Annotated in this window: 13 protein-coding genes and 2 pseudogenes; 9 read left to right on the forward strand and 6 right to left on the reverse strand. The window is 64.6% G+C overall.

The genetic code is table 11. The annotated features are described in order from the left end of the window. The first annotated feature begins 30 nt into the window (after positions 1–30). The 5 genes from ACIA8C_RS05705 (at position 31) to ACIA8C_RS05725 (ending at position 4,225) form a co-directional block, all read left to right on the forward strand. Positions 31–678: an isochorismatase family protein gene (locus tag ACIA8C_RS05705; protein WP_397131256.1), complete on the forward strand. Its 648-nt coding sequence runs from the start codon at positions 31–33 to the stop codon at positions 676–678. Between the two features lie 32 nt (positions 679–710). Continuing rightward, positions 711–959 (forward strand): phosphopantetheine-binding protein, encoded by a 249-nt coding sequence (locus ACIA8C_RS05710; protein WP_397131258.1) that lies wholly within the window; start codon positions 711–713, stop codon positions 957–959. Continuing rightward, entirely contained in the window at positions 956–2,263 is a 1,308-nt protein-coding gene (locus ACIA8C_RS05715) for a lysine N(6)-hydroxylase/L-ornithine N(5)-oxygenase family protein (protein ID WP_397131260.1), read from the forward strand. The genes ACIA8C_RS05710 and ACIA8C_RS05715 overlap by 4 nt, the downstream gene beginning before the upstream one ends. 184 nt (positions 2,264–2,447) lie before the next feature. Continuing rightward, positions 2,448–3,152 carry a hypothetical protein gene (locus ACIA8C_RS05720; protein ID WP_397131262.1) on the forward strand — a complete coding sequence of 235 codons (705 nt, stop codon included), beginning with the start codon at positions 2,448–2,450 and terminating at the stop codon, positions 3,150–3,152. A 218-nt stretch (positions 3,153–3,370) separates the two neighbouring features. After that, a complete protein-coding gene (locus ACIA8C_RS05725) occupies positions 3,371–4,225 on the forward strand; it encodes a hypothetical protein (protein WP_397131264.1) in 855 nt (284 codons plus the stop codon). Positions 4,226–4,395: 170 nt separating this feature from the next. Here the strand turns inward: ACIA8C_RS05725 and ACIA8C_RS05730 are convergent, their stop codons facing one another. Further along, a complete protein-coding gene (locus ACIA8C_RS05730) occupies positions 4,396–5,013 on the reverse strand; it encodes a hypothetical protein (RefSeq protein WP_397131266.1) in 618 nt (205 codons plus the stop codon). Between the two features lie 563 nt (positions 5,014–5,576). Here ACIA8C_RS05730 and ACIA8C_RS05735 point away from each other — a divergent pair. Together ACIA8C_RS05735 and ACIA8C_RS05740 are read left to right on the forward strand one after the other, a co-directional pair. Beyond that, positions 5,577–6,179, forward strand: a complete 603-nt coding sequence (locus ACIA8C_RS05735; protein WP_397131268.1) for a PadR family transcriptional regulator — start codon at positions 5,577–5,579, stop codon at positions 6,177–6,179. Between the two features lie 50 nt (positions 6,180–6,229). Beyond that, entirely contained in the window at positions 6,230–6,955 is a 726-nt protein-coding gene (locus tag ACIA8C_RS05740; RefSeq protein WP_397131270.1) for a VOC family protein, read from the forward strand. A gap of 223 nt (positions 6,956–7,178) precedes the next feature. Here ACIA8C_RS05740 and ACIA8C_RS05745 read toward each other — a convergent pair whose 3' ends face one another. The 4 genes and pseudogenes from ACIA8C_RS05745 to ACIA8C_RS05760 all read right to left on the reverse strand — a co-directional run bounded on the left by ACIA8C_RS05745 (position 7,179) and on the right by ACIA8C_RS05760 (position 8,521). Continuing rightward, the gene (locus tag ACIA8C_RS05745) at positions 7,179–7,934 is read right to left on the reverse strand and encodes a class I SAM-dependent methyltransferase (protein ID WP_397131272.1); all 756 of its coding nucleotides are present in this window, start codon (positions 7,932–7,934) and stop codon (positions 7,179–7,181) included. 38 nt (positions 7,935–7,972) lie between these two features. Then, positions 7,973–8,103, reverse strand: a pseudogene (locus ACIA8C_RS05750) (IS21-like element ISAau2 family helper ATPase IstB); the annotation flags it as partial. Then, positions 8,076–8,234, reverse strand: a pseudogene (locus ACIA8C_RS05755) (SDR family oxidoreductase); the annotation flags it as partial. The pseudogenes ACIA8C_RS05750 and ACIA8C_RS05755, both read right to left, overlap by 28 nt. A gap of 17 nt (positions 8,235–8,251) precedes the next feature. Continuing rightward, the gene (locus ACIA8C_RS05760; RefSeq protein WP_397131274.1) at positions 8,252–8,521 is read right to left on the reverse strand and encodes a hypothetical protein; all 270 of its coding nucleotides are present in this window, start codon (positions 8,519–8,521) and stop codon (positions 8,252–8,254) included. Here ACIA8C_RS05760 and ACIA8C_RS05765 point away from each other — a divergent pair. Beyond that, positions 8,490–8,990, forward strand: coding sequence for a hypothetical protein (locus ACIA8C_RS05765; protein WP_397131276.1), 501 nt, complete (start codon positions 8,490–8,492; stop codon positions 8,988–8,990). The genes ACIA8C_RS05760 and ACIA8C_RS05765 overlap by 32 nt on opposite strands. A 104-nt stretch (positions 8,991–9,094) precedes the next feature. On the opposite strand, the gene ACIA8C_RS05770 is transcribed toward ACIA8C_RS05765, so the two are convergent. Next, positions 9,095–10,648 carry a CocE/NonD family hydrolase gene (locus ACIA8C_RS05770; protein WP_397131278.1) on the reverse strand — a complete coding sequence of 518 codons (1,554 nt, stop codon included), beginning with the start codon at positions 10,646–10,648 and terminating at the stop codon, positions 9,095–9,097. A gap of 641 nt (positions 10,649–11,289) precedes the next feature. Here ACIA8C_RS05770 and ACIA8C_RS05775 point away from each other — a divergent pair. Further along, positions 11,290–12,951 (forward strand): CocE/NonD family hydrolase, encoded by a 1,662-nt coding sequence (locus tag ACIA8C_RS05775; RefSeq protein WP_397131280.1) that lies wholly within the window; start codon positions 11,290–11,292, stop codon positions 12,949–12,951. The last annotated feature ends 69 nt before the right edge of the window (positions 12,952–13,020 follow it).

Here is a 13,020-nt window from a genome sequence, read left to right on the forward strand (position 1 = left end):
CCGTCCGAATCACTGAACAGGAGAAGACTGTTGGCCATTCCGCCGATAGCACCGTATTCGATACCGGCGCGCGACGACGTCGTGGCGAATCAGGTGCCGTGGCCGGTGGATCCGTCGCGCGCCGCGCTGCTTATCCACGACATGCAGCGGTACTTCATCGACGCGTATCAGCCGGACCTGGAACCGATCTCGACTGTCATCGCGAACATCCGGCGCCTGCGCGAGCAGTGCAACGCGGCCGGTGTTCCGGTGATCTACACCATGCAGCCCGGCGACCAGCATCCTTCGCGACGTGGCATTCTCGCGGATTTCTGGGGCAGCGGGCTAACCAATGGGCCGTCCACCGAGGTCGTCGGCGACCTGACGCCCGGCCCGGCCGACATCCAGGTCACCAAGTGGCGCTACTCGGCGTTCCAGCGGACCGACCTGCGCGAATTGCTGAACCACTACAACCGCGACCAGCTCCTCATCACCGGCGTGTACGCGCACATGGGCTGCATGCTCAGCGCCGCGGACGCCTTCATGAACGACATCAAGCCGTTCGTCGTGCTGGACGCGACCGCCGACTTCGGCCGCGATGAGCACGTGATGGCCATGAACTACGTAGCCCGCCGGTGTGGCGCGGTGACGACGACCGAGGCGCTGGAATTCGCGCTGCGGCAATCGAATGCGGCCTGACGCGGGTCCGCTGAGCTACACGGAGGATGAACATGACCGAGCCGGTTACCATCGGCCGTCAGGACGTGATCGCCGATATCGCGGCCGCGTTGGGTGTGGCACCACACGAAGTGCCTGAAGACGCGGATCTCACGGACGCGGGCCTGGATTCGGTACGACTGATGTCGCTGGTGGAGAAGTGGCGGTCCGATGGCGCGGATCAGGCCGACTTCGCGACCTTGGCGGCCGAGCCGGTGCTGAGCGCGTGGCTGGACGTCCTCGTGCCGGCGGACCGGGCATGACCGCGCGGTCCGCGGACGAGATCGTCGATATCGCGGGAATCGGTTTCGGACCGTCGAACCTGGCGCTGGCCATCGCGCTCGAGGAGCACAACCAGAACCTCGCACCGCGACAGCAACTGACCGCGCGGTTCGTCGAGGCGAAGCATCGCTTCGAATGGCACCCCGGGATGTTGCTGCCCGGCGCGACGATGCAGATCTCATACCTCAAAGATCTTGTCACGCAACGCAATGTGCGTAGCCGCTACAGCTTCTTGAACTATCTGAAGGAGCACGACCGGCTCAACGACTTCATCAACCTGTCGACGTTCCGGCCGACCCGCCTGGAGTTCCAGGACTACTTGCGTTGGGCCGCGAGGACGGTGGATGTCCAGGTGGACTTCGGCACCACGGCGGTTTCGATCGAGGCGATGGGTGACTGCTTCGAGATCCGCCTAGACGGCCGTGCCGGTGGCGTGCTGCGGGCCCGGAACATCGTGGTGGCGGTTGGTCTTTCGGCACGGATGCTGGACGGGGTCGCCGCGTCCGAGCGGGTCTTCCACAGTCACGTGCTGCTGCCGGGTCTTGCCGCACTGCCGCGGTTGCGGCACAACAGATTCGTGGTGATAGGGGCAGGGCAGAGCGCGGGCGAAGCCGTCGGGCACCTGCATCAGACCTACGGAAGTTCGCGTGTGCACGCCGTTTTCGGCAAGTACGGGCTGACGCCCGCCGATGATAGTTCCTACGCGAACCGGATCTTCGACCCCGCCGCGGTGGACGATTTCTACGCCTCGTCGCCGGAACTGCGCACGCGGTTGATGGGCTATCACCGCGGTACCAACTACTCCGCGGTGGAACCGGAGCTGATCGAGCGGCTGTACGCGCACGAGTACGCCGAACGGGTGGCGGGCGACCGGCGGCTGTTCATGCACGGCGCCTCGGCCATCACCCGTATCGATGATTCCGAGGACGGCGTTCGGGTCGATGTCATGCACGGGCCGACCGGCCTGACCGAGACGCTGGTCTGCGATGCGGTGGTGTGCGCCACCGGTTTCCGGTCCGGCGATGTGCGCTGGCTGCTCGGTGAGTTGTCCGGGTCGGTGGCGTTCGAGGACGCCGGGCCGCAGGTGACGCGGGACTACCGGCTGGTGCCGACTTCGCCGCTGCCAGGCGACATCTACCTGCAGGGTGGTACGGAACACACGCACGGTATCTCGTCGTCGCTGCTGTCCAATATCGCGGTGCGCACCGGCGAGATCGTCCGGTCCGTCGCGCGTTCCGCCGCGGGCGCACGATCGGATAGCGCCGTCGAGCGGGCAGGAAGGTAGCGCCGAGCCGGCCGAACCGGCCGCCGACGGCGGCAACACGGGTAACCCGGTGCCTGTCTTGGCATCCGGGGTGATGAAGCGCGCCCGGAACTGGCCGCTACGCCGAAAACGTACCTGTTGACAGGATTAGGTGTGGCTATCCTAAGCTCGCCTCATCCCGACCACACCTATGAAGGACCTGAGAATGCTGATGAGGAAATTCGCCGTGACGACCACGCTGCTGATCGCGGCGCTGGGTGTCTCGGCAGGCACCGTCAACGCGGCTCCGGCCGCGGCTGCGGACGCGCCGATCAACTTCACCGCCGAGTCCACCGACTCACAGTCCATCGTTTCCATCGACTCGGGCTCCATCGTTGCCGAGGATGGCGCGCTGAAGATCAAGGCGGCCAACGGCAATGTCGTCGCGGGTACCCCGCTGAAGTTCCGTCTCGACGACTTCGAGTTCCCCATCGCCGCGGACATCGCGGGCCGCACCGCGACCCTCACCCCGCAGCTCGACATGAGCAAGGCCGTCTACACCCCGGTCGCGCTGCCCTTCGAGGACAAGGCGCCGTGGAAGTCCGAGTACGACCGTGAGCAGGCCGCCTGGTCGCGGATGACCGGCACCATCGGCCTCGGTGCCAGCATCGCGACCCTGGTCGGCGGCATCGGCGGCGCGGCCGTCGGTTGTGTCCTCGGCGGCATCGTCGGCGTCGTCGCTGCGTCGGCCACCATCATCGGCCTGTTCGGCCCGTTCCTGCCCGCCGCTGCCGTCGGCTGCCTCGGCGGCATCATCGCCGTCGGCGCGCTCGGCACGGTCGCGGGCCAGATCCTGATCACCGCCCCCGTCGCGATCGGCGCGGTAATTCAGTACTTCACTACGATCAATGCCCCATTCCAGGGTAAATGATCTGACCTGGGGAAATAGATCGTCTTAACCTGCTGAACTGCGGGTTTGATGAGTATGCGATATGGGTCACATGCAGCCTCCGGTGCCGGACACTATTAGGGTATCTGGTGCCGGGGCATTCATCGGTCGAAAGCGGCGGTGGCAAGCCCCGTAAGGGCGCGGCAGCAGTTCGAGCGAAGATCGACAACAGAAGCATCTGCGCGAGTTAACATCTAGAAATGACTGTGGGTCGGTACGCGGAGATGCCATTGCAGGATGAAACGGACACCGACAAGTACGGTGCCGTATTCGTGCTTCGACGCAAGCCCGTTCAGGACGCTTCTATTCGACTTGCAGGCTGGTCGGCACACGTAAGGCGCGAGGTGTCCGCAGTTGTCGTACATGGCAACGGTGGCAGCACAGATTTTTCCGGCACCTTACCGGAAGCGCTTGAGGCGGCGAACAACGCGCTAGATTACATGTCCTTCCGAGGGTTAGCGGATGTGGCAATCATCGATGCCGTCGATGACTGCCTGGTTTGGTGGCCAGAGCCCGGCGGAATCGTAATGCGGGCAAATCTTGTTCATACGATGACATCACATTCATCGGCTACCGTAACGGTCCACGATTCCAATGGAAACCTGGTACCCGGCGTGCCGCCCACTCCGCTACAGCGAGATGCGTTTCGATTTGTTCGGATGTCGCGAACCTCCGATTATCTTCATGACGCTTACCGAAACATGTTCCTGGCTCTTGAATCTGTGCTCGATGATATTCTTCCGCATACGCGCGGAGGGGAAGCGGACTGGTTCAAAAATGCGCTTAGGCAGGCAGATCAGTTGGAGTCAGTTTCGCTTCTTGCCCCGGCTGCGATCTCTGATCCGATCGACTGGGTGTACCGCAACATGCACGGGCCTGAGAGATCTGGCCTTATGCATTCGAAGGCAAGCCGCGGGTACATTATTCCGCAGGATCTCAGCACGCGAAATGCGATTCAGGGTTCACTCAGTCGATTGTCTACGTACGTTCTGAGTCTGCTTGGAAAGCGTATCAATATCGACCATATGTCTGGCGGAATTGTCCAGGGCGGATAGGAGCTCTTGGCGGGCAAGGTGCTATCAGAGCATCGTATTGCATTATCTAATGATGCGCCCCTGGTTGAAGTGCGGCGTGTCCAGGTATGGCGTGGGCCAGTGCAGGACTCCAGCTCTCGAATCCGTCCTATGTAATAGTTGCGGGCCAGCATCTCGGCGCTGTCGGCGGATTACCAGTCGATGTCGTGGCCTGTGTCGGGTTCGGGCTGGTATGGGTCATTCTGGTTGGCGCTGTAGTCGTCGGTGTACTCGGTGTGGTGGCCGAGGTCGGCGGCGCGGATGGCGTCTGCGATTTCCTGCCCGGCCGGGTCGGGGTTGGTGGGTTGTGGGTCGGCGGGTTCGGGCTGGGTCTGGCTGTCCGGATGTCGAGTTGGGTCCGGTTGGTTCGTGGTGATGGCGTTTTCGTCGATTTCCAGGCGTGCCCAGAGTGCGGCGGCGGGCATCTCGTCGGGGAGCGGTTGTTGCTGTGCGGCTTGGGTGAGTTGGTGTTCTATGTCGATTCCGGCGCGGGAGGCGGCGTCGACGTGGCTGGCGATGACGGGCAATGTCGGGTCGGTGCTGATGCGGGGGTCGATGCGGGCAACCGTTGCGGCCCAATGGGTTTGGGGCAGTTGGGTATTGGCGTCGTTGTCGAGAATGCGGCGTTGTAGTTGTTGCTGATGTGCGCGTTCGATGGTGGTGTGGCGGGTCGGTCCGGTAGGTCGGTGCTCGGTGTCGAGGATGTGGAGTCCGGCACGCCAAATAGACAGGTCGGCAAGGAGTTCGGCCAGATCAGCGACACCGCCCAAGCGTGGACCCCGGCCACCGCGCCCGATGGGCGCGAAACCTCCTCGCCGCCCCCCACGTCTGAACACGGCACCCGCTCAATTCATGGTGGGAAACGAGGGTCCATCGCACAACACGCCGACGTCTGCGAGTCCGCGTGCTCCCGGCCCCGATCAGTGGCGCAAGCTGCCGCACCGCACAACCCGCACGGGCTCGTGGGGCCACCTTACGCTCGGGAAGATCGACCGGCCGAAATGATCTCGGCCAGCCGATCGCACGGAAATAGCCGATGACCGGATATCTGTGCGTCGGTGAAGGTTCCGGCCGCGATGAGATCGAGCAGACGGCGGTGAAGAGGATCAATCACGTCTCGATGAGATCTAAGTAAATGCAGGTCATCGGTGGTTAATTAGCAAATTCGGATCTTCTCGTGCAGTGCGTTGGTCGCCGCCTGAGGCACAGCTAGATGCTCGTGCGCGGCCTTAGGCAGCACGCGTCTCGCATGTAACCAAATTTGGCTAATACATTCGAAGCGGGTACCGTTCCTGTAGTAGCCAAATTTGGCTACCCAGGCGGAAGGGGTTCCATGAAGTCGGTACGACTTCTGGTCCTGGGAGCGCTGCGCAGGCGCGGTCGCGCACACGGCTATCAGATCCGCACGGATCTGGAGTCCTGGGGTGCACACGAGTGGTCCACTGCCACATCGGGTTCGGTTTATCACGCGCTCAAGAGCATGGCCGGACAGGGCCTGCTGGCGGCGACGTCCGATGGGGATCCCTCGGTCGCCGGGGGCCCGCCCAGGATCGAATACGAGCTGACCGACAAGGGCGAGCAGGAGTATCTCGGCCTCCTGCGTCGGGCCTTGGCCGACCGCGAGCCGAGGCTGGACGTCCTGTGTGCCGCGGTGGGCCTGATCGAGGACCTGCCCCGGGAGCAGGCCCTGCAGGTCCTGCGCACCCGGGCCGACGCGATGCGCGACTGGCGCGCCGGTATCACCGGACACCTGCCCGCGGACGCGGAGCTCGACTCCTGGGGCCCAGTGGGCGAGGTCATCTCGCTGTGGCTGGCGACCGCCGATACCGGCGCCCAGTGGACCCGGCGGCTGATCCACCGCCTGGAAGCGGGCGCATTCAGCATGGCCGGCGAGCCCGGTTCCCCCATCCGCCGCCCCGGGCAGCCGACCGAGTAGTAGCCGCCGTGAGCATCGGCGATGCCTTCCCTTCGAGACGGAGCAATGTCATGGCCCACGAGATAACCGTTCCGCTGCTTCCATGCGGGTCCATCGACGAGATCGTCGAGTTCTACACCATGCTCGGCTTCACCCGGACCTACTACCAGGCCCGGCCGTATCCGTGCGTGGGCCTGCAGCGAGAAGACCTGCAGCTGCAGTTCTTCGGCATGCCGGATTTCCAGCCCGAGGACTCCTACGGCAGTTGTGTGGTACTCGTGCCCGACACCCAGCAGCTCTTCGAGGCGTTCGCCACAGGCATGCGCGCGGTCCACGGCAAGCTCCTGATCGCCGGGATCCCGCGGATGACCCGCCCGCGGAAACGCAAGAACGCCGACAACTACTCCGGGTTCACGGTCGTCGACCCCGGCGGGAACTGGATCCGGATCTTCGCGTCCCCGGGTACTGGCGGCACCGGTGCGCCCGCGGTCGGCAAGCTGGCCAGGGCCCTGGAGAACGCCGTCGTGCTCGGCGACTCCAAGGGCGACAATCAGCAGGCGGCGAAGATCCTGGACGCCATGCTGGCCCGGGAGCAGGGGCGCGCACCGGCTGCCGAACTGGTCGAGGCGTTGGCCTACCGCGCCGAACTCGCCATCCGCGCCGAGGACACCACCGCCGCGGTCGATGCCCTCACCCGCGCCCGCGCCGTCCCCCTCACCGAAGCCGAACGCAGCGAACTCACCACGCACCTGGCCGGCCTCGAAGACCTGCAGGCCGTCCTCGGACTCGCGCCCTAACGGCAACGCGCTTCTGCCGCGTATCGCGCGTTCTGCGCGGCGAGATCGACTGCCGCGCAGAACATCCGATATTGCCGATGTGCGTGCATCCATGTGGACGCGCGCTTCTGCCGATACGTATGCACCTCTGTGTCAAGGCCGATCAGTTGCTCCCCATCTAGTCCGGTTGATCGTGACCCACTCCGGCCGTTGGGGAGGACGTGTCTGGTGTCCGCGCAGTTGGTCAGTCCGTTGCGGTTCGTTTCAGAATGATCAGCGGGGTGACGTAGTGTTCGACCACGTGGCCGCCGAGGTCGTTCACCGCTTGCGCTGCTTCGTCGACTTCGGCGGCGTTCCAGTTGCTGAAGGTGGTGAACAGGTCGTGGATCTGATCGGTGCCCAGTTCGATCGTCCAGCGGAAGTGCTCGACGTGGGTGGTGCTGAAATATCCGCTGCTGGTTAGCTGATCGATCCATGCGTCGGTGTCGAATTCTCCGGGTACCGGCGGCGGTGGCGCGTAGTCGCCTCGGCGCGCGGTGATCGCCGTGATTCGCCGCCGGAACGGAGTGACTGCGATCGAAGGGACACCGAAGGCATTGCGCCACACCGCAAGGTGCCCGTCACGCACCAAGGTGCGATGGAGTTTCGGCAGCACCACGTCGAGGTTGAACCAATGTATCGCGGTCGCCGCGGCGGCGAGATCGAAAGACGCTGCTGGCATGGGGGCGGCTTCGGCGGTGCTGAGGTGAACGGTCGCTTTCGGCCAACGTTGGTGCAGGAGGGCGGCAAGAGCCTCACCAGGCTCGACTGCGATGACGGAGGCGCCGGCCTGGAGCATCGGGCCCGTCGCCAGTCCGGAACCGGCGCCGAGTTCGAGGATCCGAACACCCGGTCGGAGTAGTCCGATGTCCTGCAGCCGTTTCCACAACGCTGCCGGGTACGGCGGCCTGCCGCGATCATAGATCGCGGCGTGAGCGTTGAAGTGCAGCGCGTCGGACACTGCGCCAGCCTATCCAAATGCGCTGTTCCAATCCGTGTTCAATCGTTGGTCTTGGCCGCGGGAACCCGGCCGAGGTCGCGGTCCTTGAGCCGGCTGCCGTCCTTGAGGGAGATGATCTCGGCGCGGTGGACCAGGCGGCGATCATGGCGGCGGCGATGTCGTCGCCGAACCGCCGTCGACCGGGATGATGGCACCGCTGATGTAGGCGGCGTCGTCGGAGGCAAGGAAGCTGATGGCCGCGGCGACTTCGTCGGGTCGGCCGATGCGCGCCGCCGGTATCGCCTTAAGGGCGGCCTCGCGCGCGTCGTCGGATACCTCTACAGAAAAGTGAAGAACGCAGCCAAATCACGGGCGTACCCGTGCTGGGTCGCCAACGCGGCCGACCGCATCCCCGACGAACCGAAGAATCCGTTCAGCTCCACGTCGTACTCGAACAACGGCGACACCAGAAACGGAGTCCCCACCTCGAGACCCGCAGACTCAACCCAGTCCGTCCACCCGGCCACGTCGACCTCGAACGGCAGATCGGTTCGGGCCTGCGGCAACTCCTCGCGGATGAATTGCACCCGCCACACACCAGTGGTCATCGGCCACGATCATTCGGTCAATGACCGGCTGTGCACAAGGTGTGATCAGCAAGAAATTGGACTCCGCCTACGAGCCTGGTCGGCGTTCACCGCGGTGGGTCAAGACACCGTTGCGTCGCACCACCGAAGGCATCGTCGTTGGCTGGATGCCGGGCGGTGGCCTACGTTCGGATCCCTAGTGCTTGCCGGAAATGACGACACCGGACGGCTGCGGTGTATCGGTTGCGTCGGAACAGGATTCACCATGGCTGCCCGCCGGGCCCTACGTAGCGCGCTGGATCAACTCACCCGCACCAACAGCCCACTCGACGCTCCGGCCCCCGCCGCCCGGACGGCACGCTGGGTCGATCCAGTCCTGATCGCCGATATCGGACACCGCGAGCTGACCGTTGAGGGAATCGTCCGGCACCCCAGTTTCCGCGGTATCCGCACCGATCACACCGTCGCCGATGTGGGCTGGCCCCAATGAAACATGACTTCGCAATCAACCCGAACCTCCCATAATGCCGGCCATGGCGGAGACGACGGGGCGGTTGCGGGTCTGGCGCCGTAGGAAGCCGATCCTGCTGGTGTTCAGCCGAAGACGGGTAGTACCAGTTGTGACGGGTGTGCTGGATCGTGGAAGATCTCGATCCGGTACGGAGTCGTGGATACAGCCGTCGCGGCGGGTTCGTCGGTGCCGTGGTTACGAGAAAAGCGGGGGAAGGCGCCCCCGGCCAGCTGTACTCGAATTCGATGACCTCTCCGGAACCGGTAGGCGGTCGGGGTGACTGCCACGTGCGCTGTCACGATGCCGTCGTCATCGGCGGCGGGTGCACCGGGGCGCAAGCGCACGATTCCGTCTGTGACGTTGCGTGAGATGCCTTTCTCATCGACGTCGCATAGGCGCACGAAGACGTCCGCGTGCCCGGAGGTGGTGCGCACGTGGATCGTGGCGGTGAGCTCGCCGATCAGGTCGAGATCGCGTTCGAGCCGGTCGCCGGTGAACACCAGCACGTCCGTGCGTGCCTCGACCTCCCGGTTGTCCTGGTCGTGGGATTTGCCGATCAGGATCAGGCCGCCCGGGGACGGGGTGGGGTCGGCGGGGTCGTAGATGAAGGATTGCGGTGCGGACTCGGCCAACTGCGAGCCGAGGCGACCACTGGCTTGCAGGAACGTCGGCACTGGAGTCGAGGGCGGTGGCCAGTTGTCGAAGTCGAGCCACTGTCTGGCCTGTTGCAGGAACAGTCGCACCGGTGGGCGTTGTAGTTGCGCGCGGTCGTCGAGCAGGTGAGCCCGCAGCCATGACAGTTGGTCACGCAGCATGTAGGGATGCATGTCCGAATCCTGGTGTGCCCAGGGGCCGATGGTGATCCGCGCTTGACGGCCCGCGGCACGCGCGCGTTGGAAATCTTGCAGTTGGGCGGAGATGAACAGGTCATACCAGCCGGTGACGGCGCTGGTCGGGGTGGTCACGGCCTCCACCTCAGCACTGTGATCGATGTGGTCCCAGAACGCGTGGTTCTCGGCGTTGGCGACGATCTCGGAGAAGAATCGCGACGGTTCGCCCATCGCGGCCACGGCCACATCACGCAGTGGCAGCGAGCGCATGGCCGCGCGGGTGCGGCGCCCGAACCCGAGGAGGGGATGTAGCTGTTGGAGTCCGGCGGCTTGCCGTTCCTGAATTCCGGTGAACACCGCCCACTTCAATGCATTATCCAGAGCGATCGTCCCCGCGGGATATATCGAGGTGCCGAACTCCGAGGCGGCCACACCGACACACATCGCTTCCAGTGGCTTGTCCAGATACGGGGCGACCGCCCATTGAGCCCAGCCGAGATAGCTGGCACCGGCCATCGCGATCCGCCCGTCACACCAGGGCTGCTCACGCAACCACGCCACGGTCGCCAGACCGTCTTCGCGCTCCTGATGGAACGCCGAGAATTCTCCGCCGGAACCGAAGGTGCCCCGTGTACTTTGCGTCACCACCTGCAAGCCTTGGCGGGCCAGCACCGGCCCGAACATGCTCACGAACATCCCGCTCCTGCCGTAGGGGCTGCGGATCAACACCACCGGCATGGGTGTCTCGCCCGGTGGGCGCAGCCGATCCGCGAGCAACTCCACCCCGTCGGGCATCGGAATCCGCATGTTCTTTCTCGACTCGGGGACCGCGACCACTGCGCGCGGCACTCCCATGTATGCATCGACCGCGCGGCCGATTGCCGCAGCCGGCGCGTGCCGCCAGCCGAATCCTCGCCGCGCACCGGACTCCCCGGCGACGCCGTCGGTATTCGCATTCGAACGATCTGAACCACTGGTAACCAGCGCTGATATTGTCTCTTTCACCGTGATTTCCCTCTCGCCCACCTCAAACTACAATATGTAACCTACGATTTGTAGCGTAGGTCACACGGTTGCACAAGAGGCGAAGGGCCATCTGCGTTGGCAGCTCGTTCTGTGAAGTGACGCAGCCTCGCTCGATGTCCGCGCCGACGACCTGACTACCCCTGATCGAGTGCTGCTTGCGGGCCAACACCCCGCAGCCCGGGTCGGCAGAACCGAGGATCCCTCTCTTGTGACCCAGCTCTCGTGTAACTACAAAAGGTAGGTTACATTAAGTAGGTAGGTGGGGCTTCGAGAGGAAAGATGACCATGGAACATTCGACATCGTTGTCGCTGTCACGCGGTTCTAGTCACCAACAGGCCGATGCAGCCGCCGCAATCGCCGCACGGTGGGCCTCGGCCCACTCCGGCCTGTGCTGTTGCGGACTCGGGAGCGGAGCGCGGCGATGAGCTTGGATTGGCGATATGCGCGCTCCGCGGCACTCGGACGACTGATCGATGCGTGGCTGAAAGTTCCGGCCGCGACCATTGCCGTTCCGCAGGAGACCCGGGACATGCGAATCCCGATGCCCGATGGAGTCGAACTGCTCGCCGACCGGCTACGCCCGCCGGGCGAGACAGCGATGCCGGTGGTGCTGATCCGCAGTCCGTACGGCCGCAGCGGTGCGTACATGAGCTTGTATGGACCGGTTTTCGCGCGTCGTGGAATGCAAGTGGTGACAGTCAGCTCGCGTGGCACCTTCGGTTCCGGCGGCACGTTCCGGCCCTTCGACAATGAGAAGGAAGACGGACTGGCAGTCATCGAGTGGCTGCGTGAACAGCCGTGGTGTGACGGGCGGGTCGCCACCGCCGGTTCCAGCTATCTCGGCTTCACCCAGTGGGCTGTGGCCCCGTATCTGGACAAGCCTCTGGAAGCGATGTGCGTGGGGGTTGGCGCCTCGGAGTACGTCAGCTCGATGTATCCCGGCGGGGTCCTCGCCCTGGACAACGCGCTGCAGTGGTCTGTGCTGATCGGGGTGCAGGAACAGGATCTGGGCGGGATGCAACAGATCATTCCAGGATTCGGATTCATGCGCCGAACCCGGAAGGCCATGCACATGCTGCCGCTGTCTGGCGCGGATACGGCCGCCCTCGGCAGGCCGTCACCGTTTTTCACCGATCTGGCCAGCAATGCCGAGTCCATCGAACGCTGGGATCCCATCGACCACAGCGCGGGCGTACCGACCCTCATGACTCCTATGGCCAGCACCACCGGGTGGTATGACCTGTTCGTGTCCGAGACGCTGCGTGACTTCGCCCAGATGCGCGCCGCGGGACAACAAGCGCGGCTCACTGTCGGCCCGTGGGGCCACGGTGACCTGGCCAGCCTTGCCTATCTGGTTCGAGACCAACTCTCGTGGCTCAGCGCGCATCTGCTCGGAGACACCACACGATTACAGCGTCCTGCGGTGCGGCTGTTCCTGCAGCAGGCCGATACCTGGCTCGACTTCGACAACTGGCCTCCACCCTCGACTCCGGTCCCGGTGTTCCTGCACACCGCGGGCCGCCTCGACCAGACCCCTGCCGAATCCCCGCCGGACATGATCACCTACGACCCCGCCGACCCCACCCCGTCGGTGGGCGGGTTGATCCTGATCGGCAAAACCCGAGGCCAGAACAACCGTGACATCGAGAAACGCTCCGACGTGCTGGTGTTCACCGGCGAGCGGCTCGAGCGCGATCTGGACCTGATCGGTGAGATCAACGCCACCATCCACGTGCGCACCGCATCCGGGCACGCCGATGTGTTCGTGCGCCTGTGCGACGTCGACGCTAAAGGTGTCTCGCGCAATGTCACCGATGGGATCCTGCGGTTGCGCCCAGGTACGCCCGCCGCCGATGACGACGGCGTGGTGAGCGCACAGGTCGCACTCACCAGCACCGCCTACCGATTCCGGCGCGGGCATCGGGTCCGGGTCCAGGTCAGCGGCGGCGCGTTCCCCCGCTTCGCCCGCAACCACGGAACCGGTGAACCCACCCTCACCGCGATCAGCACCACCCCCTACACCCTCGAGATCTTCCACGACCTGGCCCGACCCTCCCGGGTAGTGCTGCCCGTCTTCGACTGACCCGCCGAAAAGCCCTGCGCACCACAACGGCCCAGGCCGAGACATTCATTGTCCCGGCCTGGGCCTGTG

This window comes from Nocardia sp. NPDC051321, from assembly GCF_044455225.1.
Taxonomy (GTDB): Bacteria; Actinomycetota; Actinomycetes; order Mycobacteriales; family Mycobacteriaceae; genus Nocardia.

Bases quoted from the DNA above. Each gene is read 5' to 3' on its own strand.
- ACIA8C_RS05710 (WP_397131258.1), top strand. From the start codon at position 711: ATGACCGAGCCGGTTACCATCGGCCGTCAGGACGTGATCGCCGATATC.
- ACIA8C_RS05715 (WP_397131260.1), top strand. From the start codon at position 956: ATGACCGCGCGGTCCGCGGACGAGATCGTCGATATCGCGGGAATCGGT.
- ACIA8C_RS05720 (WP_397131262.1), top strand. From the start codon at position 2,448: ATGCTGATGAGGAAATTCGCCGTGACGACCACGCTGCTGATCGCGGCG.
- ACIA8C_RS05725 (WP_397131264.1), top strand. From the start codon at position 3,371: ATGACTGTGGGTCGGTACGCGGAGATGCCATTGCAGGATGAAACGGAC.
- ACIA8C_RS05735 (WP_397131268.1), top strand. From the start codon at position 5,577: ATGAAGTCGGTACGACTTCTGGTCCTGGGAGCGCTGCGCAGGCGCGGT.
- ACIA8C_RS05740 (WP_397131270.1), top strand. From the start codon at position 6,230: ATGGCCCACGAGATAACCGTTCCGCTGCTTCCATGCGGGTCCATCGAC.
- ACIA8C_RS05765 (WP_397131276.1), top strand. From the start codon at position 8,490: ATGAATTGCACCCGCCACACACCAGTGGTCATCGGCCACGATCATTCG.
- ACIA8C_RS05760 (WP_397131274.1), bottom strand. From the start codon at position 8,521: ATGACCACTGGTGTGTGGCGGGTGCAATTCATCCGCGAGGAGTTGCCG.
- ACIA8C_RS05770 (WP_397131278.1), bottom strand. From the start codon at position 10,648: ATGCGGATTCCGATGCCCGACGGGGTGGAGTTGCTCGCGGATCGGCTG.
- ACIA8C_RS05775 (WP_397131280.1), top strand. From the start codon at position 11,290: ATGAGCTTGGATTGGCGATATGCGCGCTCCGCGGCACTCGGACGACTG.